General features: G+C 37.0%; 18 protein-coding genes and 1 pseudogene. 4 read left to right on the top strand and 15 right to left on the bottom strand.

The window, feature by feature from the left end:
• Positions 1 to 38: 38 nt before the first annotated feature.
• From E4O04_RS02105 to E4O04_RS02080, 6 genes are all read right to left on the bottom strand, one after another.
• Entirely contained in the window at positions 39 to 1,658 is a 1,620-nt protein-coding gene (locus tag E4O04_RS02105) for an ATP-binding protein (protein ID WP_253709537.1), read from the bottom strand.
• A 10-nt stretch (positions 1,659 to 1,668) separates the two neighbouring features.
• A complete protein-coding gene (locus E4O04_RS02100; RefSeq protein ID WP_253709534.1) occupies positions 1,669 to 3,288 on the bottom strand; it encodes an ATP-binding protein in 1,620 nt (539 codons plus the stop codon).
• Between the two features lie 10 nt (positions 3,289 to 3,298).
• Complete coding sequence (locus E4O04_RS02095) at positions 3,299 to 4,918, bottom strand: ATP-binding protein (RefSeq protein ID WP_253709532.1); 1,620 nt, start codon at positions 4,916 to 4,918, stop codon at positions 3,299 to 3,301.
• Positions 4,919 to 5,039: 121 nt separating this feature from the next.
• Positions 5,040 to 6,785 carry a major outer sheath protein Msp gene (locus E4O04_RS02090; RefSeq protein ID WP_253709529.1) on the bottom strand — a complete coding sequence of 582 codons (1,746 nt, stop codon included), beginning with the start codon at positions 6,783 to 6,785 and terminating at the stop codon, positions 5,040 to 5,042.
• A gap of 243 nt (positions 6,786 to 7,028) precedes the next feature.
• Entirely contained in the window at positions 7,029 to 7,883 is an 855-nt protein-coding gene (locus E4O04_RS02085; protein ID WP_253709526.1) for an Rpn family recombination-promoting nuclease/putative transposase, read from the bottom strand.
• A 406-nt stretch (positions 7,884 to 8,289) separates the two neighbouring features.
• Positions 8,290 to 9,192 carry an Rpn family recombination-promoting nuclease/putative transposase gene (locus E4O04_RS02080; protein WP_253709523.1) on the bottom strand — a complete coding sequence of 301 codons (903 nt, stop codon included), beginning with the start codon at positions 9,190 to 9,192 and terminating at the stop codon, positions 8,290 to 8,292.
• 351 nt (positions 9,193 to 9,543) lie between these two features.
• Between E4O04_RS02080 and E4O04_RS02075 the strand changes: the two genes are divergently transcribed.
• From E4O04_RS02075 to E4O04_RS02055, 4 genes and pseudogenes are all read left to right on the top strand, one after another.
• The gene (locus tag E4O04_RS02075) at positions 9,544 to 11,934 is read left to right on the top strand and encodes an adenylate/guanylate cyclase domain-containing protein (RefSeq protein WP_253709520.1); all 2,391 of its coding nucleotides are present in this window, start codon (positions 9,544 to 9,546) and stop codon (positions 11,932 to 11,934) included.
• A gap of 33 nt (positions 11,935 to 11,967) precedes the next feature.
• Entirely contained in the window at positions 11,968 to 12,891 is a 924-nt protein-coding gene (locus E4O04_RS02070; protein ID WP_253685902.1) for a selenium metabolism-associated LysR family transcriptional regulator, read from the top strand.
• A gap of 297 nt (positions 12,892 to 13,188) precedes the next feature.
• Positions 13,189 to 14,360 (top strand): annotated as a pseudogene (locus E4O04_RS02065) (double-cubane-cluster-containing anaerobic reductase).
• Positions 14,357 to 14,605, top strand: coding sequence for a putative Se/S carrier protein (locus tag E4O04_RS02055; RefSeq protein WP_253709512.1), 249 nt, complete (start codon positions 14,357 to 14,359; stop codon positions 14,603 to 14,605). Before E4O04_RS02065 ends, E4O04_RS02055 begins: the two are co-directional and overlap by 4 nt.
• A gap of 47 nt (positions 14,606 to 14,652) precedes the next feature.
• Here the strand turns inward: E4O04_RS02055 and E4O04_RS02050 are convergent, their stop codons facing one another.
• Genes E4O04_RS02050 through E4O04_RS02010 form a run of 9 tightly spaced genes read right to left on the bottom strand, consistent with a single transcriptional unit; the run spans position 14,653 to position 22,468 of the window.
• On the bottom strand, positions 14,653 to 14,913 hold the full coding sequence (locus tag E4O04_RS02050) for a putative Se/S carrier protein (RefSeq protein ID WP_002681415.1): 261 nt from the start codon (positions 14,911 to 14,913) through the stop codon (positions 14,653 to 14,655).
• On the bottom strand, positions 14,910 to 16,184 hold the full coding sequence (locus E4O04_RS02045) for a double-cubane-cluster-containing anaerobic reductase (RefSeq protein WP_253709508.1): 1,275 nt from the start codon (positions 16,182 to 16,184) through the stop codon (positions 14,910 to 14,912). The genes E4O04_RS02050 and E4O04_RS02045 overlap by 4 nt, the downstream gene beginning before the upstream one ends.
• A gap of 1 nt (position 16,185) precedes the next feature.
• A complete protein-coding gene (locus E4O04_RS02040; RefSeq protein WP_253709505.1) occupies positions 16,186 to 16,986 on the bottom strand; it encodes a 2-hydroxyacyl-CoA dehydratase family protein in 801 nt (266 codons plus the stop codon).
• On the bottom strand, positions 16,983 to 17,732 hold the full coding sequence (locus tag E4O04_RS02035; protein ID WP_253709502.1) for an acyl-CoA dehydratase activase: 750 nt from the start codon (positions 17,730 to 17,732) through the stop codon (positions 16,983 to 16,985). Before E4O04_RS02035 ends, E4O04_RS02040 begins: the two co-directional genes overlap by 4 nt.
• Positions 17,733 to 17,758: 26 nt before the next feature.
• Complete coding sequence (locus E4O04_RS02030) at positions 17,759 to 18,307, bottom strand: CD3072 family TudS-related putative desulfidase (RefSeq protein ID WP_253709499.1); 549 nt, start codon at positions 18,305 to 18,307, stop codon at positions 17,759 to 17,761.
• A gap of 4 nt (positions 18,308 to 18,311) precedes the next feature.
• Positions 18,312 to 19,664 carry an ABC transporter substrate-binding protein gene (locus E4O04_RS02025; protein WP_253709484.1) on the bottom strand — a complete coding sequence of 451 codons (1,353 nt, stop codon included), beginning with the start codon at positions 19,662 to 19,664 and terminating at the stop codon, positions 18,312 to 18,314.
• 10 nt (positions 19,665 to 19,674) lie between these two features.
• A complete protein-coding gene (locus E4O04_RS02020; protein ID WP_253709482.1) occupies positions 19,675 to 20,493 on the bottom strand; it encodes a carbohydrate ABC transporter permease in 819 nt (272 codons plus the stop codon).
• Positions 20,490 to 21,392: a carbohydrate ABC transporter permease gene (locus E4O04_RS02015; protein ID WP_253709480.1), complete on the bottom strand. Its 903-nt coding sequence runs from the start codon at positions 21,390 to 21,392 to the stop codon at positions 20,490 to 20,492. Before E4O04_RS02015 ends, E4O04_RS02020 begins: the two co-directional genes overlap by 4 nt.
• A complete protein-coding gene (locus E4O04_RS02010) occupies positions 21,389 to 22,468 on the bottom strand; it encodes an ABC transporter ATP-binding protein (RefSeq protein ID WP_253709478.1) in 1,080 nt (359 codons plus the stop codon). The genes E4O04_RS02015 and E4O04_RS02010 overlap by 4 nt, the downstream gene beginning before the upstream one ends.
• Between the last annotated feature and the right edge of the window lie 492 nt (positions 22,469 to 22,960).

The raw sequence follows: 22,960 nt of genomic DNA, 5'->3' as shown, positions 1-22,960 counted from the left end.
GTCCTAAGTTCAAGATTCTTAGGGCGGTTTTTTTGTTATTATAAGCTTTCCGTCTTCCATTCCCCGATAGTTCTTTCTTCTTCATCAAAGCTTGAACCTATCAGGATAATCTTTTTACCCTCTCCCTTAAATTGTGCGGCATAGCCCTTCTCTTTTATTTGTGCGATCGCATCTTCGGCGGTGCCTACACTCATCAGCTTAAACTCAAAGATGTAGATTGTGTCTCTGGTATGCACAATGCAGTCAGCCATGCCCTTTGCACAGTGGATTTCAGTCTGTACAAATTGTCCCATAAGCTTAAAGATTAGGTAGACTGCCGTCTGATAGTTTTGCTCCCTTAGTTTGAGCTTATCTTTAGGCAAGTTATCGTAAGGAACGCCTGCTATTATAGCCTGCATCCGCTCCATAAACCCGTCTACATTCCCTGCCCTTACATCCTCTACAAACTCCCATACCGAAACACCTGTTTCGTCAGGCCCAAGAGAGGAGTAGGCAGGTAAAAGATTTTTTAAAAAGCCGAACCTCACCTCATCATTAGGAAAGCCTAAGCGGTAAAGGTTAGATTCTTCTATGTATTCTTTTATCGTTAAATATCCCGATTGAAAAAGTATGGGTAGGGGATTTTTTGCATCTGCCCTATATAGCTCTATACCTGACTCATCAAGCTCAACTTTTCCGTCCAGCTTGGGTATATTGTAATAAGCATCTTTTAGGTAGTTTACCAAAAAGGTAGGTGTACCTGTTGAGAACCAGTAATCCTTTAATTGACCGGAATTAAGAGTATTTAATATGCTGAAAGGATTATAAACCGACTCTCCTAAAACACTGAACTTATAACCGTCATAGCGCTTTTTTAATTCTTCAAGCATTTTGTCATAAGAGTTTTTAGTGTTATTTGCTAATCTTTCTATTTCGGGTTTAAAGGTGTTTTCTATTTCGCTTTGAGTTAATCCGCATATTTCGGCATAGTCATTCAGCATACTTATATCCTGCAAATTGTTTAAATCGCTGAAAATGCTTATTTTGCTGAATTTTGTTACACCCGTCAAAAAGGCAAAGCGTATGTACTGGTCGCAGGTTTTTATTACGGAATAAAAGGCTTTGAGGGTATTGCGGTATTCTTCGTTTAAGGCTTCGTTTATGCCCATGGTTTGTAAAAGGGGCTTGTCGTATTCGTCCACGAGGATGACGACTTGGCGGCCCGTTTTTTCATATAAGGTTGTAACTATAGATTTAAATCTATCTTCAATACTTCCGGATGTTTTTGTGATACTATAAAGTTTTTCCCAGTCATCTAAGTGTAAATTTATAATAGTTAGAAGAGCTTCTTCATTCTTATAATATTTTGTATTAAAGTCCAAATAAAGTACAGGATATTCTATCCAAGCATCGGTCTTTTCAATTTCGGCTCTTTTTTCTTCGGCCTTTTCGATGTACAGGCCTGTAAATAATTCTTTTTGGCCTAAAAAGTAAGACCTCAAGGTTGAGAGAAAGAGGCTTTTACCGAAGCGGCGCGGACGGCTCAAAAAGTATACACGGTTGGAGTGTGCAAGTTTAAACAAAAAAGGTGTTTTATCAACGTAGAGAAATTTATCGTTACGCATTACCTCAAAACTTTGTACCCCGATGGGTATTTTTCTCGAAAAATCAAAATCCATTTTAAGCCTCCTAAACCTCTTCCGTCTTCCAGTCGCCGATAGTTCTTTCTTCTTCATCAAAGCTCGAACCTATCAGAATTATTCTTTTGCTCTCTGCCTTAAATTGAGCGGCATAACCCTTCTCTTTTATCTGGGCTATTGCATCTTCTGCCGTGCCTGCACTCATCAACTTAAACTCAAAGATGTATATGGAATCTTTAGTATGCACTATACAATCGGCTCTGCCTTTTGCACAATGAATTTCAGTTTGCACGAATTGCCCCATCAACTTAAAGATTAGGTAAACGGCAGTCTGATAGTTTTGCTCCCTCAATTTAAGTTTATCTTTTGGAAGGTTATCATAAGGAACCCCGACTATTATCGCCTGCATCCTTTCCATAAAATCATCCACATTTCCGGCCCTGATATCTTCTACAAACTTCCATATCGAAACGCCTGTTTCATCAGGTCTAAGCGAAGAATATGACGGGAATAGATTCTTTAAAAAGCCGTACCGCACTTCATCATTCGGAAAGCCCAACCTATACATATTAACTTCTTCTATGTATTCTTTTATCGTCAGATAACCCGATTGAAAAAGTATAGGTATGGGATTTTTTGTATCGGCCCTATATTCATTCAGCATGGACTCATCAAGCTCTACCTTTCCGTCTAAATCGGGAATATTGTAATAGGCATCTTTTAGATAATTTACCAAGAAGGTCGGTGTGCCTGTGGAAAACCAATAATTTTTTAATTCACCGGAGTCAAGAGTACTTAATATGCTGAAGGGATTATAGACCGATTCTCCTAAAACACTGAATTTATAGCCGTCATAACGCTTTTTTAGTTCTTCAAGCATTTTATCATAACTATTTTTGGTGTTCTTTGCTAACTTTTCTATTTCAGGCTTAAAGGTTTTTTCTATCTCTCCTTGAGTCAAGCCGCATATTTCGGCATAGTCATTCAGCATACTTATATCTTTTAAATTATTTAAATCGCTGAATATACTTACCTTACTGAATTTTGTTACACCTGTTAAAAAAGCAAAGCGGATATATTGGTCGCAGGTTTTAGTTACAGAATAAAAGGCTTTAAGGGTATTGCGGAATTCTTCGTTTAAGGCTTCGTTTACGCCCATCGTCTGCAAAAGGGGCTTATCATATTCATCAACTAGAATAACTACCTGCTTGCCGGTTTTTTCATAAGCACGCTGTACTATACCTGCAAAGCGTTGAGCCGGTTCTTCTTCTTGTTTATTGGCTCCATAGATTTCTTCAAATTGGCTTAGTATAATGTTCAAATGACTTTTTAAAGAATGAGGCTCATCATATCTGCCTATATTAAAATCCATATACAAAACAGGGTATTCAACCCATGCTTCGTTTTTTTCGATTTCGGCTCGTTTTTCTTCGGCTTTTTCGAGGTACAAGCCCTTAAAAAGTTCTTTTTGCCCTAAAAAGTAGGCTTTGAGCGTTGAAAGAAAAAGACTTTTTCCGAAGCGGCGGGGACGGCTTAAAAAGTATGGAGAGGAAGTACACACTAGATTATACACATATTTAGTTTTATCTACATATAAATATTTATCATTCCTCATCTTTTCAAAACTTTGTACACCAATGGGTATCTTTCTCGAAAAATCAAAATCCATTTTAAGCCTCCTAAACCTCTTCCGTCTTCCATTCCCCGATAGTCCGCTCCTCTTCATCAAAGCTCGAACCTATCAGAATTATCTTTTTGCCCTCTGCCTTAAATTGAGAAGCATAACCCTTCTCTTTTATCTGGGCTATTGCATCAGCGGCTGTGCCTGCACTCATCAACTTAAACTCAAAGATGTATATTGAATCTTTAGTATGCACTATACAGTCAGCTCTGCCTTTTGCACAGTGTATTTCAGTTTGCACAAATTGCCCCATCAACTTAAAGATTAAATACACGGCTGTCTGGTAGTTTTGCTCCCTCAATTTAAGTTTATCTTTTGGAAGGTTATCATAAGGAACCCCGACTATTATCGCCTGCATCCTTTCCATAAAATCATCCACATTTCCGGCCCTGATATCTTCTACAAACTTCCATATCGAAACGCCTGTTTCATCAGGTCTAAGCGAAGAATATGACGGGAATAGATTCTTTAAAAAGCCGTACCGCACTTCATCATTCGGAAAGCCCAACCTATACATATTAACTTCTTCTATGTATTCTTTTATCGTCAGATAACCCGATTGAAAAAGTATAGGTATGGGATTTTTTGTATCGGCCCTATATTCATTCAGCATGGACTCATCAAGCTCTACTTTCCCGTCTAAGTCGGGAATATTGTAATGAGCATCTTTTAGATAGTTTACCAAAAAAGTTGGTGTGCCTGTGGAAAACCAGTAGTTTTTTAATTCACCTGAATTAAGAGTATTTAATATGCTAAAGGGGTTATAGACCGATTCTCCTAAAACACTGAATTTATAGCCGTCATAACGCTTTTTTAGTTCTTCAAGCATTTTATCATAACTATTTTTGGTGTTCTTTGCTAACTTTTCTATTTCAGGCTTAAAGGTTTTTTCTACCTCTCCTTGAGTCAAGCCGCATATTTCGGCATAGTCATTCAGCATACTTATATCTTGCAGATTATTTAAATCACTGAAGATACTTACTTTACTGAACTTCGTTACTCCCGTTAAAAAAGCAAAGCGGATATATTGGTCGCAAGTTTTTATTACAGAATAAAAGGCTTTGAGGGTGTTTCGGTACTCTTCATTTAAAGCTTCGTTTACACCCATGGTCTGTAAAAGGGGCTTATCATATTCGTCAACTAGAATAACCACCTGCTTGCCGGTTTTATTGTAAGCAGTTTCTATGAGTGACTGAAAACGTTTTCCGAAAGAAACACCTTCATTTTTTAGCCCGTAGATTTTTTCTTGCTTTCTTAAAAAATAATCTAAACTTTCTGCAAGAGCACCATCCAAGTCATATCGGCCCACATTAAAATCCAAGTAGAAAACAGGATATTCCACCCATGCTTCGTTTTTTTCGATTTCGGCTCGCTTTTCTTCGGCTTTTTCGAGGTACAAGCCCTTAAAAAGCTCTTTTTGGCCTAAAAAGTAGTTTTTAAGAGTCGAGAGAAAAAGGCTTTTTCCAAATCGGCGGGGACGGCTTAAAAAGTATACGCGGTTGGAGTGTGCAAGTTTAAACAAAAAGGGTGTTTTATCGACATAGAGAAATTTATCGTTGCGCATCACCTCAAAACTTTGTACGCCTATCGGTATCTTTCGTGAAAAATCAAAATCCATATTAAGCCTCCTTAAAAGGATTATAACATAAAAAGAGGTGATTATTCAATGTTTGGATAATTATTTTAGGACACAAAAAAACCCGCCTTGCGGCGGGTTTTAAAATTACACTACGTATAGATTAGTAGATAAGCTTGAGGCTTAATACAAAGGTACCGTTGTGCATCTTATGATTTAAAGGAGTCTTAATCATGTATTGATTTGTGAAACCGCCTTCATATGTATCAGCATTAACCTCACCTTGGTTCCAAGCAGCTGTAACTAAAACTTTTTCTATGGGTTGGAATTTTACACCGAGTTTATAAGCCATACCTAAATATAGCTTATCAATCATCTTGTCAGGATCACTGGCATAAGTATCGGGATGCTGTTCAAAATGATTGGTTTCTGCATAGAACTCAGCATAAGGCTGTACCCACATTGAGTCAGTAAGGTTGCGCTTATAGGAAACACCTAAATTAAGACCAATAGGAATGGAAGCGTACTTTGTCCTTATTAATTGTTTTGCTTTATTTGCCAGTTGAAGCTGAACATATTCCGGAGGATTGGTTGCTATAAAGCCACCTTCAGTGCCACCAGGGTTAGCAGACAGCCAAGCAGCGAATGCTGTATCATATGCTTTTTTTATGTCATCGTATTTAGGAAGCAAGGCAATATAAGCTTTTCTGATAGTTTCATTGATATCCTCAGTATTTCGCTTTGCCAAAAGGTCATAGGCATTAACAGTAACATGGAAAGCTAAACCGTCAACAAAACCGGTACCTTTCTTTGCTTCTTCATCGGAAACAAATCCGAGGTGCGCGGCCATATTGGCACCATAATTCTTCCATTTTGTAGGATCATTATCGGCAGCATCATAACCTTGATATGTAGTACCTGTTCCGCAAAGATACAGTGCGACATCTACCCATTTATAACCTACGCTTAAACCTGCATCCCAACCAAGTGTTTCTTGAAGTTTACCTTTATTGTCCGTATAAGTTACACCTGTAACGCCGTCAAAGCCTAGTTTTACAGTCATCTCCTCGATGGGTTCCGATTTAAATGCAACACCGAAGTTTACCATACCGGATTTTTTATCTTTTCCGCCTATGTTATCAGGAGAATTACCGGCATTGTAACCATAGTCACCGGGACCTTCCAAGGGAGTTTTATCAAAAAACTTTCCGAGAGTGGCGTTTATAGTTGCTTCTACACCGAGGTACTTTTCAACAGGCTGCATTGCAAAATCCAAACCGAAAGCATATTTACTGTCTTTTTCTCTGCGTTTTCCGTCTTTTCCATCCGAAGCTTTCTGGTGCCAGCTTCCGTTTGATCCGAGTTTAAGACCTACATCAAGTCCCATAAGATCGGCTTTTTTATAACCAATCTTTGTTCCCCAGCCGGTAAAAGCAGGATTGAACCAGCCCTTACCTTGATCACCATCGTCAGCATTTATCGGGTCCCAGCCTAATGCTTTATTGGCTTTGAAATCGGGCTTGCCATAAACGGTCATATAGGCACCATAGAAATGTAAAATAGCCTTTACAGACACTGCTTTTCCACTTTCTGTCCAGCCCGTTGCTACCGGAGTAGCTTTAAAAGAAACATCTGCATAAACATCAGCTTCTTTGCTAGCACTTCCACCTGCAAAATCTTGTCGCTTGAAGAAAGGAAGCCTAACCTGGAAATTGTGAGTGTTATAAAAACCATGGGTAGCAACGGCATGATTGTCAGCACCGCCTTTAGTATAATCGGTTTCAGAACCGGCACCAAAATCAATACCCCAGCTTAAAGTAGCACTACCTCTTACTTCAGGCTCTACCTGGGCAAAAGCAACTCCGCCCACGAGTACCAAAATCATCAAAATTGACAGAATTTTTTTCATAAAAAATTCCTCCTTGTTATTTGTTTGAGTCGATTATACCATAGTCAATTTTTAGTGTCAAGCAAAAAGACAAAAAAGTTACACAAAATACAAAAAAATTATGATTTTTTTATGAAATTTTCATGTTTTTCTATAAATTTTTTCGGTTTTTTACGATTTTTTTTATTTTGCGGCTGTTTTTTAAATAATTTGTATAAACATAACGGAAGCTCGGCGAACGGGGGTTTTCCCCTTCCTCTTAAATTATAACTTTTCGATTTCTTCGATAGAAAGGCCGGTTCCTTCAGCTATTTTTTCAATATCTATACCGAGCTTTTTAAATATCGAGGCCGTTTCAAGCTTTGTTTGGTAAGAACCTTCTTCAAGCCCCTGCTGATAGCCTTCACTTATACATGATGCCCTGTCGTTTTCATATTTCATGCGGGAGTCGTATAGCCATTTTTCTTTCGGGCTCATTTCCATTACTATAATTTTATCATTTGCTTTTGCCATTACTTTAGAAGTTTCTGCCAACATTTTTCTTACCTCCCTGTCATCGGTTTCGATAAATTTCAGCCAGTTTAATAAGCGCTTCGTTTTATTATCTTTACATTGAGATTCTTTTAATAGTCTGGCCTTTTCAAGGTTCAGTATATGAATCTCAAGTTTTGAAACTAAAGGCTCTTTTGTCTCTTGTTCAAGAATAAAATATCGATTGTGCAGACGCTTATTTTTATTAAAGCCTTTCCCTATCAAGTTTATTGTAATACACTTTGGAAGTTTTGTATAGTCTTGACCTTGTTTTACACCTTCATTGTACATCTTAGACCAATAATACAAGGTTCTTTCAGGAAAATCAAAATGCCATCTGTTTTGAATCTCAATATCAATAAAAGTTCCGTCTTTTAATCTTAGTTTTATATCCAAGATACCTAACTTTTCACTTAAAAGCTCCTTATGAAACTCCTTATCCAAGAGTTCCAAGCCGGCGATGGTCTCAGGCGGAATGTCTAAAATGCACTCCAATAAATCTTGCAGGATATCCTTGTTTTCGTCCACTCCGAACACTCTCTTAAAAGCATAGTCGTTGCGGAGGGTAATGTTAAAAAGTTTTTCCACTTTTACCTCTCATAAATTATTTGAAAGAAGAAAATTTTTTTTCCTTTCATAATTATTGTAGAGGTTATTTGAATCTAAGAGTAAAATTTAAAAAAAAGAATTAACATTTTGTTAAATAAGCCGTAGGTTTTTCCCTTCCCCTTAAATTATAACTTTTCGATTTCTTCGATAGAAAGGCCGGTTCCTTCAGCAAAGGCGATTCTGCTTGCTTCTTCTCTTTGTACTGCTATATCCGTATCATAATCATATTCTGCTACTAACATATTTATTACCCCCTCTTTTGAAAATAAACGGGCATCTCCTGTGTCGCTACGTAAAATGAGCTCGACGTATACCCGATACGCCTCCGCTTTATTTTTACTAGCTTCCTTGAATCTGCTCCGCCTATTTTCAAAAAGGCTGATTCTTATAGGGCTTCTACTTCTTCAATATTTAAACCTGTAGCTTTTGCGATAGCTTCTATGGCAAAACCCATTTCTGTTAAGTTTTTTGCCGTTTCAAGGGCTTTTTGGTAAGAACCGTCTGCAAATCCGCGCTCAATGCCTTGTTCGATACCTCGCTCAATACCCTCAGCAAAGGCTATTTCTCTTTCTTCGGCGCGTTGTACGGCTATATCGGTTTCATAATCATATTCAGCTAATAACATGTTTAATACCTCCTTGGTCTTGCGTTTTAAATATTCACGCAAAATATTGTTTTGTATACATTCTTCAACAGCCTTTTCAAAACCGTTTTTCGGATTTATCTCTTTCCATTTCCTTACCGTTTCTACAAATATACTGTATTCTTTCATCGTTTTACAGTTTTCCAATACAGGATGTCTATTGTTCCGGTTTATGTTTATTACCTTAACGGTCAACTCAAGATTAGGCTCTGTTGCTTTTTCGATAAAAGCATCAGATAGTTTCAGTGTTTTATCGGAAGGATAATCTTCTTCTCCATTATAAAATACATAGAATTCAGGTGTTGGAATATATAGGAGTTTACGGCTGTATTTTTCTTTTGATTCAAAGAGGGTTTCATAAAGGCGGCTTACATATTCAAGGCAGCGCAAAGGCATATTAGGATTGATAGTAGACTGATGCTCTGCAAGGACTATGATTTTATTATCTACAAGGTAAGACACATCATTATAAAATGACATATATAAAACCTGATCAAGCCTGACATTTTTCAGCTGTTCCGTATCTTTAAGTGAAGTACCATGCAAGGCGTTATAAAGAGATAAAAAATTTTCTTTTGCTTTTTCATCTTCTGCAAAAAGGTCTACAAAAATCGAATCTTTGTATTTTCTGTTTGAAGTACTCATAACCGTTTCCCTCACCTATTGTATTATATCATAGATTATCAGCTTTTTAAAGTATCCCTTGCTTTTAATCTCAACTAAAGAGCCGTCCTAAAACTTTGTAAAAAACCGGGTCCTTAGGGCAGAGCCCTAAGCAGCGCGAGCGGACAGGATGTCCGTTGTTTGCACTTCGAGAGTTTGCGCTTGATGCAAACTCTAAGGTGAAAAATGTACAAGGATGTACATTTTTCACCGGGCATAGGGGAGGGTACAACCAACGAAGTTTCGAGGTAAAACACCTTTCTCCGAAAAAGGGGTTTTCTTCCCCTAAACCATTCTATTGACAAAAACCTTTTAGTATGTAAACTATTATCTATGATAAAGGCTTTAGATAATATCCTTAGATGGATAAAAAAGATTTATATTCATCCTAATACGGTAAAAATAGCATCTCTTATAATTCTTGCAGAACTTATGATTTTGCCTTTTAGTATGACTAAAATGGACTTGTTTAATACCTCTCAAAAGGCGGTAAATCTTTACCCTATGACGGTTTTGTTTTCGGACTTTGTACAAAGAGGTTTAAACTCTTTTTATGTAAGCAGTCTCTTGCTGTTTTTATTGCCTATAGCATTTATAGTAATCTTTATATCTATTTTTCAAATAAAAATATCCTCAAAGGTTGTTTATTTTTCGGCCTTAGTGCCTATAAGCCTTTATCTTGCAGCCTCGGTTTCCGGCATGAATTTATTTGCAAACACCCCCAGGTGGTTTTATTCTCTAAGTTCTCTTACATATTTTGCCTTTTTTACGGCCCTTGTCTTTCATGCCTTCTTGATAGCACACGGCATAATTTCCATAAAAAGACAAAATGGATCATATATGGAGTATAAGCGCCTGCTAAAAGAAGAGGAAGAGAAAAAAGAGCTTTTAAACAAGCGAATAGCCGAAAAATTAAAAAAACAAAAAGAAAAGTCCTTAAAAACTAATTCCGAACCCATAAAGGAAGAGGCGCTTTCTGTAGACAAGCTATTAAAACAATACATAAACCGCTTTAAAAACAGAAAAAAAAGGTCTCATATAAAAATAAAAATTACAATAGTTATTCTTTTTACCATATTGGTGATTCTTTCAACCTTTATTTACACGGATTTAAGAAACTATAATATGCTTCTAACCCAAAATGTCAACACAACAGGAAAAAATCAAGCCGAACAGGTTGCGGCCATATACAGCTTTTCGGATGGGCTTCATGCTAAAATCAGCGCCTTCCTCGAAGGAATACGAAAGACCAATCTGTCTTCGCCCTTCCCTTTTCAAAGGGTCGATATAATAACCACAAGCAATAAACAGCATATTTTTCTTGAAGAAATCGATGAGTCTACAGAGCTGCCCTTTTTTGATGTATTTTCTTATACCACAGCCGCAGGGCAGGTAAGGCTAATTCCGGAAGAAGAAAAAAGCATAAGTCCTGAGGATGCAGCCCTTTATATAAAACACTTCAAAAATGAAGCTACGGTAAGCACACCTATTTACAAGGACGAGAAGGGAACCTGCCTTTATATCTATCCTGTAACCTTCACCAGAAAGGAGGGCCAGAGACTTGTAGGCTTTTCAGTTGTTACATATCTTAAAGAAATTCTAGACCGCCCTTATTTTCAGGCAAAGGTCTTTGTGTTTTCAATTTCGGCCGTGTTTTTCTATGCATCTATAATCATCGTTCTTTTTTTGGCGGACTTTATTGCAAATCCCATTATATTCTTATGCGGAAATATACGAAAAACTGCAAATATTTTAAGCGGTATGATTTCGAGCAGCGCGGCAATCGAACCGGACCGTCTTATTTTTGAAGAAAACGTCAAGACCCATGACGAAATAAAAACCCTTTCAGTAGAGCTAAAAAATATTATCTCGCTTATCCGCGGAATTTTACCCTATGTGTCTTTTCATACTATTCAAAATGCAGAAAAAAATCTCTCAAGTAAAAGTACTACCAGAGATCTATGCTTTTTGTTTACCGACATACGCGGGTTTACAAGCATGTGCGAAAACATGCAGCCGCGAGAAGTCATCAATATTTTAAACCGCTATCTCGATATCGAAACGAAGATAATCTTCGAAAACGGAGGAGATGTGGATAAGTACGTCGGTGATGAAATTATGGCTTTTTTCTCGGGGCCTAAAAAAGAAATTAACGCATGTAAGGCCGCTATGGAAATACGAAAGGCAATGAGACGGGAACAAAAGGCAGCTTTGAAGGAAGGCACGGCTCTGGTTTCGATAGGAATAGGTATTAATTCGGGACCCGTGGTATTCGGACCTGTAGGTTCCAAAACGCGCAAAGATTTTACATCGATAGGCGACACCGTAAACCTTGCGGCCCGGCTTGAAGGAGCAAACAAAGAATACGGCTCAAAGTCGATTATCTCGGAAGAGGTTTATAAAAATTTAAGCAAAGAGTTTATTTGCCGAGAACTCGATTTTGTTGCAGTTAAGGGAAAAACGGAAGCTGTCCGTATTTATGAAATTCTTCAGCCGACAGAAAAACTTACAACCGAAAAACTTTATGATATAAAAAAATTATTTGAAACAGGGCTCTCCTATTATAGAAAAAGAAAATGGAAGCAGGCCGAAAAATATTTTTCGGAATGTGCCGAAAAGTATAATGATGCACCCTCCAAGGTATTTTTAAGAAGGGTTGCCCACTATCAAGTTTCTCCGCCGAAACCAAGATGGAGCGGTGTGTTTGTAATGAATGTAAAATAAAATCGGCAAAATTTAAACTGAAAAGGAGTTTTTATGGAATTTAAACAACTTGAAATATTTATCAAACTGGTAGAAAATTTAAGTTTTTCTACCACTGCAAGCGAGCTGAACATATCTCAGCCTACAGTCAGCCTTACCTTAAAGCAGCTTGAAGAAGAGCTTGATACCCCCCTCTTTTTGCGCTCTACACGAGAGCTAAAATTGACCGATGCAGGGAATAGTCTTTACGGGGAAGCAAAAACTATTCTCGCTGAAAGAGATAAAATAATAGAAAAATTTATACATCCTGAAAGAAAGGTTATAACTATCGGAGCCTCGACAATTCCTGCCGGCTATCTTCTTCCTTCCATAGTGAGGGAGTTTAAAAAGAAGCATCCCGATATTTATATAAAGGTTGAAGAAAAAAACAGCCTTGAAACAATAAAAAAAGTATCGTTAAATACCGTCGATATAGGCATCGTCGGAATGAAGGTAGAAGATGAAAATTGCGAATTCCTTCCCATTTATAAGGATGAATTTGTATTTATAAGTGCAAACAATGCTTATTATCAAAAGCTAAAAAAATCCAATCCCGATTTAAAACGAATTGCCGAAGAACCATTTATTATCAGAGAAGCAGGGTCTGCCGTAAAGCAAAATATGGAGCTTATTTTAAAATCTCAAAAGATAGATTTAAACTCGATAAATATAAGCGCCTCGATAAACGACACAGAGGTCATAAAGCAATTAACGGCAGAGGGCCTGGGCACTTCTTTTATATCAAGAATAGCTGTTGCCGATATGGTAAAAAATAAAAAGCTCATAGCCTTTGAACTGGGAGATGTTCCCCACCAATACCGCAATATCTATCTTGTATGGAACAAAAAAATAAACTATGCAAGCCATATCAAAGACTTTTTAAACTGCACGGAATGTTTTAAAGTAAGAAACGAGCTTAATAATTTTGAAGAGAATTAAAAGGACTTAGCGGATAAAATATAATTTATAAAAAAGGCCTCCGTTTTACCGGAGGCCAAAAGTCTATGGAACAATTAAGACTTATTTTTTTACTTTACAAAAACAATTTATTATATATAATAATAAATATCAAAAATTATTTATATATCTTCTAACACAATTCACTTCTTTTGTCAATATAAAATAGCGATAAAATTTTATATATTTACCTCAGCTACTTGTAATTTTTTTTTAATAAATATTACTATATTATAATAAATATAACTTTTACACTTAAAATATTTTTGGAGTATAATTATGAACGATTTGCCTAAGGGCTTTGACAGCTTGGCTGAAGCCCAACAAAAAAAATTTATAGCTTTAAAAAATTTAAAAGATGCCGGAGGCAAGATTATAGGACTTTATTGCTCCTATGTACCTACCGAGCTTGTGTATGCAGCGGGGGCCGTGCCCGTTTCCTTATGCGCAACGAGCGAAAAGCCGATAAGTGCTGCCGAAAGGGATTTGCCCAAAAACCTATGCCCCCTTATAAAGGCTTCTTACGGACACGCCGTCACCGACACCTGCCCCTTCTTCTATTTTTCGGATTTTATCGTTGGAGAAACTACCTGCGACGGCAAAAAAAAGATGTTTGAGCTTTTAAACGATATAAAGCCTACCCATGTAATGCATCTGCCTCAAAACAACCTCGATCCCAAGGCCTACCCCTTTTGGGCAGACGAGGTAAAAAAACTAAAGGAAAGAATCGAAGAATTTTATAACATAACTATAACCGATGATGATTTAAGGAAGGCTATCAAGGACTGCAATCAGGAGCGGAGAAACCTTGTAAACTTCTTTGAGCTTTCGGCCTTGGACCCTTCTCCTGTTTCAGGCTTGGAACAGTTTAATGTAAAGGAAGCCTTCGGTTTTCAATACGATATAAATCAAAAAAATGCCGAAATAGTAAAACGCACAGAGGAATTAAAAGAGTATTGGGAAAAGAATTTAAAGGGCACAAAGGATGAGCGTCCGAGAATTTTGGTTACGGGCTGTCCCTTGGGAGGCGTAAAAGAAAAATATTGGCACAGATTGAAAAACTGGGAGCCGTAATAGTCGGTTATGACAGCTGTTCGGGTTTACGCACCCACATGGAATTCGTAGATGAAGACCCCGCAAGGGATCCGATTGAGGCTATTGCCGAAAAGTATCTTAAAACAAACTGCTCGGTTATGAGTCCCAACCCCGGAAGGCTAAAGGACTTGGATTATCTTATAGACCACTATAAGGCCGATGCAGTAATCGAATGTACCTTGGTTGCCTGCCACACTTTCAACCTTGAAGCGCATACAGTCGGAAAACACGTTATGCAAAAAGGCCTTCCCTATATTCATGTAGAGTCCGATTATTCTCAAGAAGATGCAGGGCAATTTGCAACAAGGCTTGAGGCCTTTTTGGAAGTTGTCTCAGAAAGGAAAAAACTAAAATGAATTATATAATTACCTTTGGAACGACAACGGCCGCAATTCAATGCGACTCAATGATAAAAGCTGACCCTATAAATGCAAAGCTGGTTCCAATACCGGGCTTTTTAAAAGCCGGCTGCGGTTTTGTATGTCTTTTTCAAAATATGCAAAAGAAAGAAGTTGAAAGCTGGATAAGCAAAAATAATATCAGCTATGAGACTTTGATTGAAGTAATATACGAAAATGGACTTATAAGTCCTAAAGCATAAAAAGAAACGCCGTACAAGAATTATTCTTTACGGCGTTCCCTAAAGAATCAGCAAAATTTATTTCTTTCGGGATTAAAAATTTTTTCACTTTCCCAAAATTTACTTATTTTAATGCCTTCTTCTTCGATTATCTCCTTAATTTTATCCGTGTCGGAAAAATCATAATAGAGAATACTTACTCCGCAGCAAGCTTCAGCTTCCCTAGGAGTGGGAGCCATTGTACACTTTATGCCTTCTTTTTTTATAAGACCGTAAAGCTTAAGAGCTGTTTTTGAATCGGGCAAAAAAACATAATAATTTTTCATCATCTTAACATTTCTATAAAAGCACCGATACGGGTTTTTAGCTGCTCTGCATCTTCATCGGTATAATCCGTTTCAATGCCTAAACATGGAATATTATGTTCGCGTAAAGCCTTTTCGACAAAGTATCCTTCGGTATCATAAATATTGCAAAATTTTAAATTTAAATCGATAACGCCGTCTGCGTTATATTCTTTTGTAAGCCGGATAATATCATCGATTCTTTCTTTATTGGGGGTAAAACAAGCACAGTTTATATGTCCCAAATACCTTTTTGTTAAGTTATTAACCATTTCATCAATTGTGGTTCCCGTTTCATCAACCAAAGCCTCACAATATCTTATTCCGGTACACATCTCTTCACAAACAACAGCTCCTCCCGTAGTTTCGATTATGTGATGAATCTTCCAATTCGGAATTGAAAGAGGTGTTCCCGTTAAAAGAATTCTCTTTGTTCCTTTTTTAAAGACGGAAACATTTTCTTTTTTCCGAGTGTCAAGCTCATCACAGAGTTTGTTTACCATTGTTACAAAACGTGTAGGATCATCATAAAAGGCAATTTGATGAATCAATAAAGAATCCTTTCCTGAAATAGGAATGTTTTCCAGCTTTCTGAAATTATTCAATCTTTGTAGAGCCTTTCTTTTACTGTTTACAATTTCGATTGCCTTTTTTAAAGATTCGGGTGTAACGGTATTTCCTGTAAGTTCCTCAAGTTTTTTGATGTAGCCCTTAATTTCGCAAGCCCATTTTTCAAAATCTTGAGGTCTTTTCATCTGAGGAATATCCATGATGTGCATAGGAGCATCTTCCGCTAAGATTTCCCAAGCTTTCTTTTTACCGTCGCATGTTGTCTCTCCTACAAACAGATCGCATATTCTAAAGAAAGGACAGGTCTTTCCAAATCGGGCTCCAAGTGAAGCCTTGATCAGGGGACAAGTTGCTGTAGGTAAAAATTTTTCGCCGTCAGGAACCCAAAATTGGGAGCCGCTGCAAAGACCTGTGGCAATAGCTCCTGCCGCAATTACTACCTCATCTGGAACATGAATACAAAAGGAACCTACAACCTTTCCTCCTTCCTTTTGAAAATCCACAAGTTCTTGCGGACGAATACCGTGAATGTCTGCTACAACCATGTTGAAAAAATCCATTCCCTCAGGTCTGTTTTCTTGAGCCAAGTAGACATCTCCAAATGCGCCGGGCAAAGCCTCGCATAACAAGTCGTGGGTTTTAACATCCATACCCAGATCTTCCCACATCTTTCTGTAATCTGCCATTTTAATCCTCCTGGTACATTACGTTCATATTATATTTATACGGACAATATTTATATCCGTAATCCGCATTATTCCAGCCTCGGCAAAGGCGTATAACTCTATTTTCTTTTTTAGGATTAATATCAGCTTCTTTTTTCACCTCCTTTAAAATTGTTTTATATGAACCCCTCGGACAGAGGGCAAAAATTTTTTTAACCGTATTTTTTTCCGATTTAAATTTTATTGTTTTACAAACATCGTCGAAATATTTTTTTCTTCTTTCAAGGTCTAAAATATAAGGCGTATAATAACGCAGTAAAAAAGCTTCTTCAGCACTGAGGTCTGAATACTCATCTATTTTTTTTAAAACACTTTCAATGTAATATAAAATTTCTTTTGCTTTTAGGTATTTTAAATTATCAAACTTTTTTCCGTAAACTTCTTGTATGGCTTTTTCCAATTCAGATTTATTTTTATATAAAAGAACTTTTTTATCGGTGTTTTCTTTTAGCTTATTAAAAAAAACGGTACATGTATTTTCTATTAAATACATACTGCACGAAAAAAGAATGGGACACTTATCTGTTTTTAAGTAAATTACGGAACTTCTTATAACGTCACATATATTTTCCATATCACCGAATTTAAAAATTGCAGAATCGGTTCCCTCGCAGGGTACGGGCAGCAGGCCGTAAGCATAAAGAATTTCGAGCGGTAAATTTTCTCCGAAGATTCCTATAACATTTGCTGAGGATAAATAATTTTCGGCAGCTTCGACATATGCCTCACGTCTAAGATTTTCCAAAAAAGAAATATCTATCATGATAATATACAGGCTCCTATTGCTCCGGCAAAGGCCCCCAAATCATCGGATAAAACGGGGGCTTCAAGTTTTTTTGAGATTTCTTCTATTATGTAATCGTTTGAACTAAAGCCGCCTGTTAAAAAATATAGATCGGAGCGGGGTTTTCTGTTTGCAAGCGAAACGACCTTTGAAACTATTTGATTTATAACGCCCCTTGCAATATCTTCGCGGGGACTGCCCTTTCCCATGAGGGATGTTACCTCGGACTCGGCAAAGACGGTGCATACAGAAGAAAGGCTTAAATCGTTTCCTCTTGCAGCGTACTCGCTTATTTCCTGTAAACTTAAGCCAAGCCTGTTTGCCATGAGTTCCAAAAATTTGCCGGTACCGGCCGAACACTTATCGTTCATAATAAAGTCAATTACAAGGCCGTCTTTTACAACGATGACCTTTGTATCCTGCCCGCCGATGTCGATTACGGCTACATCCTTTTTTGCCAAAAAGTGGGCTCCCTTTCCGTGGCAGGAAATTTCGGTTAAGGTTTTGTCTGCAAAGGGAACGCTTACTCTTCCGTAACCTGTAGCAGTTATTTTGAAGTCCTCATTTTGTAGAGTTTCCTTAACCCAATCTAAGACAGCCTCTCCCGTTTCTTTGCTGTTCCATCCGCTAGGTATACGGTTTTTGTAAAGAATGTTTTTTTTATCTTCATCCATTATAACGGTCTTGGTTGCCGTCGAGCCGATATCTATACCTATGTAGTGCATACTCTTCTCCCATACCTAATAGATACTTATTCTTTCTCCAAAATGCTCTCTAAATTTTTTATAAGAGCATCTACGGTATCCCTGCTGCTGTAGGCAATAAAGTTTGTTGTTATGGAATTTTCAAAAAAGATTTTTTTTAGTTCTTCCATATAAATGCCGGGAATCCGGAGGTAATTTATATTTTTAATTTTTGTAAAATCTTTTATTGATGATATCTCTCCGCCCCAATCTTCCGAGCTGCATGAAAAGTTAATGCCGCAGCTGGGGCTTCCATCAATACCGACTACAGCCAAAAGTCTGCAGCCGTTATTGATGTACTCGCTTACCTCATCTGCTTTTTGGCTGACCATGGAGCGGCATGCTTTTCTGTAATTAATATTATCGAACTGTTCACGCACGTGACCCCATCGTCTTAACCCACATACTTCGGTTTCTGGACAGGCCATTTGAATTATACCTATCTTATTCTTTGTAAGCCAAGTTAATAAGGGCTCCATACTTTCTCTTTCTTTTTCTGCACGGACCTGACTGTAAGGATTTAAAAGGCAATGGCTCAATAATATTATATTTTTCATGTTTTTACTTCTTTTGGAAATTCTTTTTTGCTTCTTCTCTTTCCCTTGTTGCATTTTCTTGAGCATCCTTTAAGGCTTGATCAAGATTCTTTTTACCTGCAACAACTTCTTCCAGGGCTTTTTGCATATTTGCATGAATTGCATAGCCGTTTAAGCCCTTGGGATCCTGATAAGCATAGGGGAACATATTTGATGCAATTCTCTTGCTGGGATCTTCATTGTCTAAAAATGCTTGGAATTCTTTTGAATTCAACGCTGCATTTGTTAATGGAAGATAACCGCTCTTCTTTCCCCATGCAACCTGAGTATCAGTTTCAAACCAAAATTTCATAAACTCAAAGGCTGCTCGTTTTGTTTCTTCAGAAACCGTATTAAACATTGTTATGTCTGTTCCTGAGTAGAGGGCGGCAGCTTTCTTTCCTTTCGGAAGTTCGGCAACCTTCCATTTTACTCCGGTAGCAGCGCAAGCTTCTTTCATTTTAGGAAGATTGGAAGACGAGGCAAAACCGATAAAGGCCTCCCCCCTCGACATCGGGCCTGTGATATAGCCTTCTTCAAATTCGATCTTAGCGGTTTTATCGTTTATCATCGAAAGGATAAATTCGTAAGCTTCTTTTACTTCCGGCGTGTCAATTAAAACGGCATCCTTTGCTTCATCATAAATATGACCTCCGGCCTGCTCTACCCAAAAGCTAAAATCGATACCGACACTCTTATTGAACACAAGCCCGACCTTTCCGTCTCCGGTCAATTTTTTTGCGGCAGTTTTTAGCTCGTCCCAAGTTTTAGGAACTGCTATTCCTTTTTCTTTTAGAACATCTTCGTTGTAATACATTAAGTATGCTCCCTTGTTAAAGGGAAGAGAGTGGTGTATGCCGTTCCAGATTCCGTTATCCCTTAAGCCTGCGGGAATATCATTCCAGATTTTTTTGTCAAATCCGTATTTCGGATCATCAATCCTCGGATTTAAATTTTCGACAAGATCGTTTAGAACATAGGCGGTAAGCCTGTTACAATAGATCATCGAAAGAGCCGGAAGAGAATTGGCCTGAGCCGCTCCGTTTAATTTTTCAAAAAGCTCTCTGTAGTGGCCTTGAAATATGGGCTTGACTTCAATGTTTTGATGAGTTTCATTGAACTTTTTTACCAAAGCTTCAAGAATCTCACCATTTGCACCGTTCATTGCATGCCAAAATTCAAGAGTTTGCTTTTCTTTTGGAACATAGACATTAGCGTTTGCAGAAATAGATTCCGGCTTGCTTTCGGCTTTTGAGTCATTGTCTGAGCAAGAAAGCACTGAAGACATTATCGATAAAATCAATAAGCCGGCAGCCATAAAATTAAAATACCTTTTCATCTGTATCTCCTTATCCTTTTATACCATTTTTGCTAAAACTCTCTATCAAGTGTTTTTGCAAAACCAAGTATACAATAATAACAGGCACAATCACCATCGATGAATATGCCATCAAATAATTATAATTAGGCCCTGCTTCTGTCATAAATGTAGTAAGGCCTACCGGAAGAGTTCTTTTTTCCGGCTGATTTATCATTAGAAGCGGCCACAAAAATTCGTTCCAGCTGTGTATTATTCTTAAAAGAGCTATGCTGATCAGGGCCGGCTTAGAATAAGGCACGGCAATCTTCCATAAATATTTAAAATCGCTGCACCCGTCTATCTTTGCAGAATAATAAAGCTCTTTAGGTATATCTAAAAAATATTGTCTAAGCATAAAAATAGAAAAAGCCGATGCAATCCAAGGGACATATAAGGCATGAAGGGTATTTATCAATTTTAATTTTGTAAGAGTAACAAAATTGGATGTTAATAAAACCTCGCTTGGAATCATCATAGTAGATACTATAAGAACAAAAAGAATGTCACTGCCCTTAAATTTAACGTGGGTAAAAGCAAAGGCGGCTAAGATTGTGGTAATCAAGGTTCCCGCAGTTACCATAAAAGAAACAAAGAGGCTGTTAAAAAAATAAGCCCTGAACGGAACCTTTTCAAAAACGAATTTATAATTTTCCCAATGATATTTTGACAAAATAAATTGAGGAGGCAATTTATAAATGGCAGCGGAATCATTTAAGGAGGTAACAAGCATCCAAATAAACGGAATTAATGAAAGAAGAGCTCCTAAGATGATAATTGAAAAAGCCGCAGCATATAAAATTTTTTTCATGCCCTGCTTCCTCCCAATCCGAGACGCTTGTTAATAAGCCTGCTTACAAAAAAACCTAAAACCGTTAAACTTAAAATTAAAAGAAATAAAATAAAAGAAGCCGCAGCTGATGCTCCGTAAGAAAATTGATTTACAAGTTTATCGTAAATATAATATACAATGGTCAAACACGAATCGACAGGGCCTGCAGAGCGATGAAACAAGGCATAAACTTCAGAAAAGGTTTTAAAGGAACCTATTAAAGAAGTAATAAAAACAAAGAATATCATCGGAAAAAGCAGAGGCAGGGTAATTGTAAAAAATATTTTTATACTTGAAGCTCCATCCAATTTTGCGGCTGCATAATACTCTTCAGGGATATTACGCAAGCCCGTTAAAATAATTAAAATATTGTATCCTAAGGTTTTCCAAATACATAAAATTATAAGAGCCGTCATAGAATAATCGGGATCGGTCAGCCAACTTACTGCATCAATTCCAACCAAACTTAAAAGATAGTTTAAAAGCCCGAAGCGAGAATGAAAGATCCATCTAAAGACAACCGCCACCGCAACCGTACTTGTAATAAAGGGCAGAAAATAAATATTGCGGATCAGGGAATTTATTTTTGTATTTTTAACCAAAAATACCGAAACTAAAATAGAAAGCCCCAAAGAAAACGGAACTATAATGGAAACAAATTTTAAAGTATTTAAACTTGCAAGGATAAACTGCGGGTCATTAAAAAGAGAGGCGTAATTTTCAAATCCGTATTCATAGGCTATGTGTTTAAAATAATTATAGCGGGTATAAAAGCTCATTAAAAAAACTTTTACGGCAGGATATAGGCTGAAGGTTGAAAGAATGAGTAAGGCCGGAAGCAAATACAAATAAGCCGAAACGGAGTTAGCTTTTTTCATGATTCAGTCCTATAGTTCAATGCGATTCTATTCCCGTTTTCATTAAAGATAAGAATTTTGTTTTTTAAAAATTCCAAACCGATTTTATTTCCTGTATGTAAATTTAATTCAGGTGAAACATATAACTTCAATTCTTTGTTGGCGCATAAACAAGTTAGAATCTCGTCCTTTCCCATATTTTCCTTTAAAGATATGGAGGCATAAAAATCGGGCTTTTCATTATTTATGCGGATATCTTCCGGTCTTATTGCAATAAAAATATTCTTTAGATCCTCAACTTCACCGCCTATAGGAATATTACAGTCAAGATCTTTTATTTTTAAAATTTTATTTTCTATGCAGGCTTCAAAAATATTTATCTCTATCATTCCGATAAATTTAGCTGCAAATAAATTAACGGGCTCTCTGTATATCTCGTTAGGGCTTCCGAATTGCTGAACCTCTCCTTTTTTAAGCAGGAGAATTTTATCCGAAATAGCGGAAGCTTCTTCTTGGTCATGGGTTACAAAGATTGTAGTTATTCCGAGCTCTTTTTGAATTCGCTTAATTTCTTCTCTGGTCTGAACTCTTAATTTTTTATCGAGATTTGATAAGGGTTCATCCATCAAAAGAACATCAGGATTTTTTATCAAGGCCCGGCCTATTGCAACCCTCTGCTGCTCCCCGCCTGAAAGGGCTCCCGGTTTTTTTGTCAATAAATTTTGAATCTCCAAAAAATTTGCAATCTTGTTTACCCTTTCCTTAATTTCAGTCTTGGGTCTTTTTTTTATCTTTAAGGGAAAGGCTATATTGTCAAAGGCTGTCATGTGAGGATAAAGCGCATAGTTTTGAAAGACCATGCCGATATTACGCTTATCAACAGGAATTTTACCGATATCTTTATCATCAAAGAGAATAGTTCCTTCCGTTTGGTCAATAAGACCGGCTATCATTTTTAATATGGTAGTTTTTCCGCAGCCTGAGGGACCTAAAAAAGAAACAAGTTCCCCGTCTTCTATTGTGAGGTTTACATCTTTTACGGCAAAATCATTGCCTTCTTCAAAGCGCTTTGTCAAATTTTTTAGTGTTATTTTCATACTATTTTAATGATGCTTAAGCATAGTAAATCTTATGTACAGTATATAGAAGAAGAATAAAAAGTCAATAGATATATTATAAAATTTATGAATTTATTAAAATTTATATTTGGATAAGCATCCTAAGAAAATATCAATTTACTCCGTCTGGTATTTTTCCGGCTTAAGTTACTTTATACAAAATTGTGTCTTTATAATTTTAAGTCTTCTGACTCAAAAGAGGAGTTAAATAAACTTATGGCCTTTGCCGAAAACATTGGCCGGTAATAGACACAATCGTAAACCTGCTGGAACATACAAGCAAACCGGAGGATTTGTGCTGCTGTTGCGGATAGACACTAAAAAAAGATAATGTATTCCATTAAATTCTGAAGCACTTAAATTTTTTTTGGTGCTTTTTTATCGTTAAAAAATTATAAATATATTGACAAAGACAGGGTTTTATTGTACCTTATTTATAGATAATAAATTATCTATAAATAAATATTTTAA

This window comes from Treponema sp. OMZ 799 (genome assembly GCF_024181365.1).
GTDB lineage: Bacteria > Spirochaetota > Spirochaetia > Treponematales > Treponemataceae > Treponema_B.
Note: the sequence above shows the minus strand (reverse complement) of the source record. Positions and strands in the feature narration are given on the sequence as shown.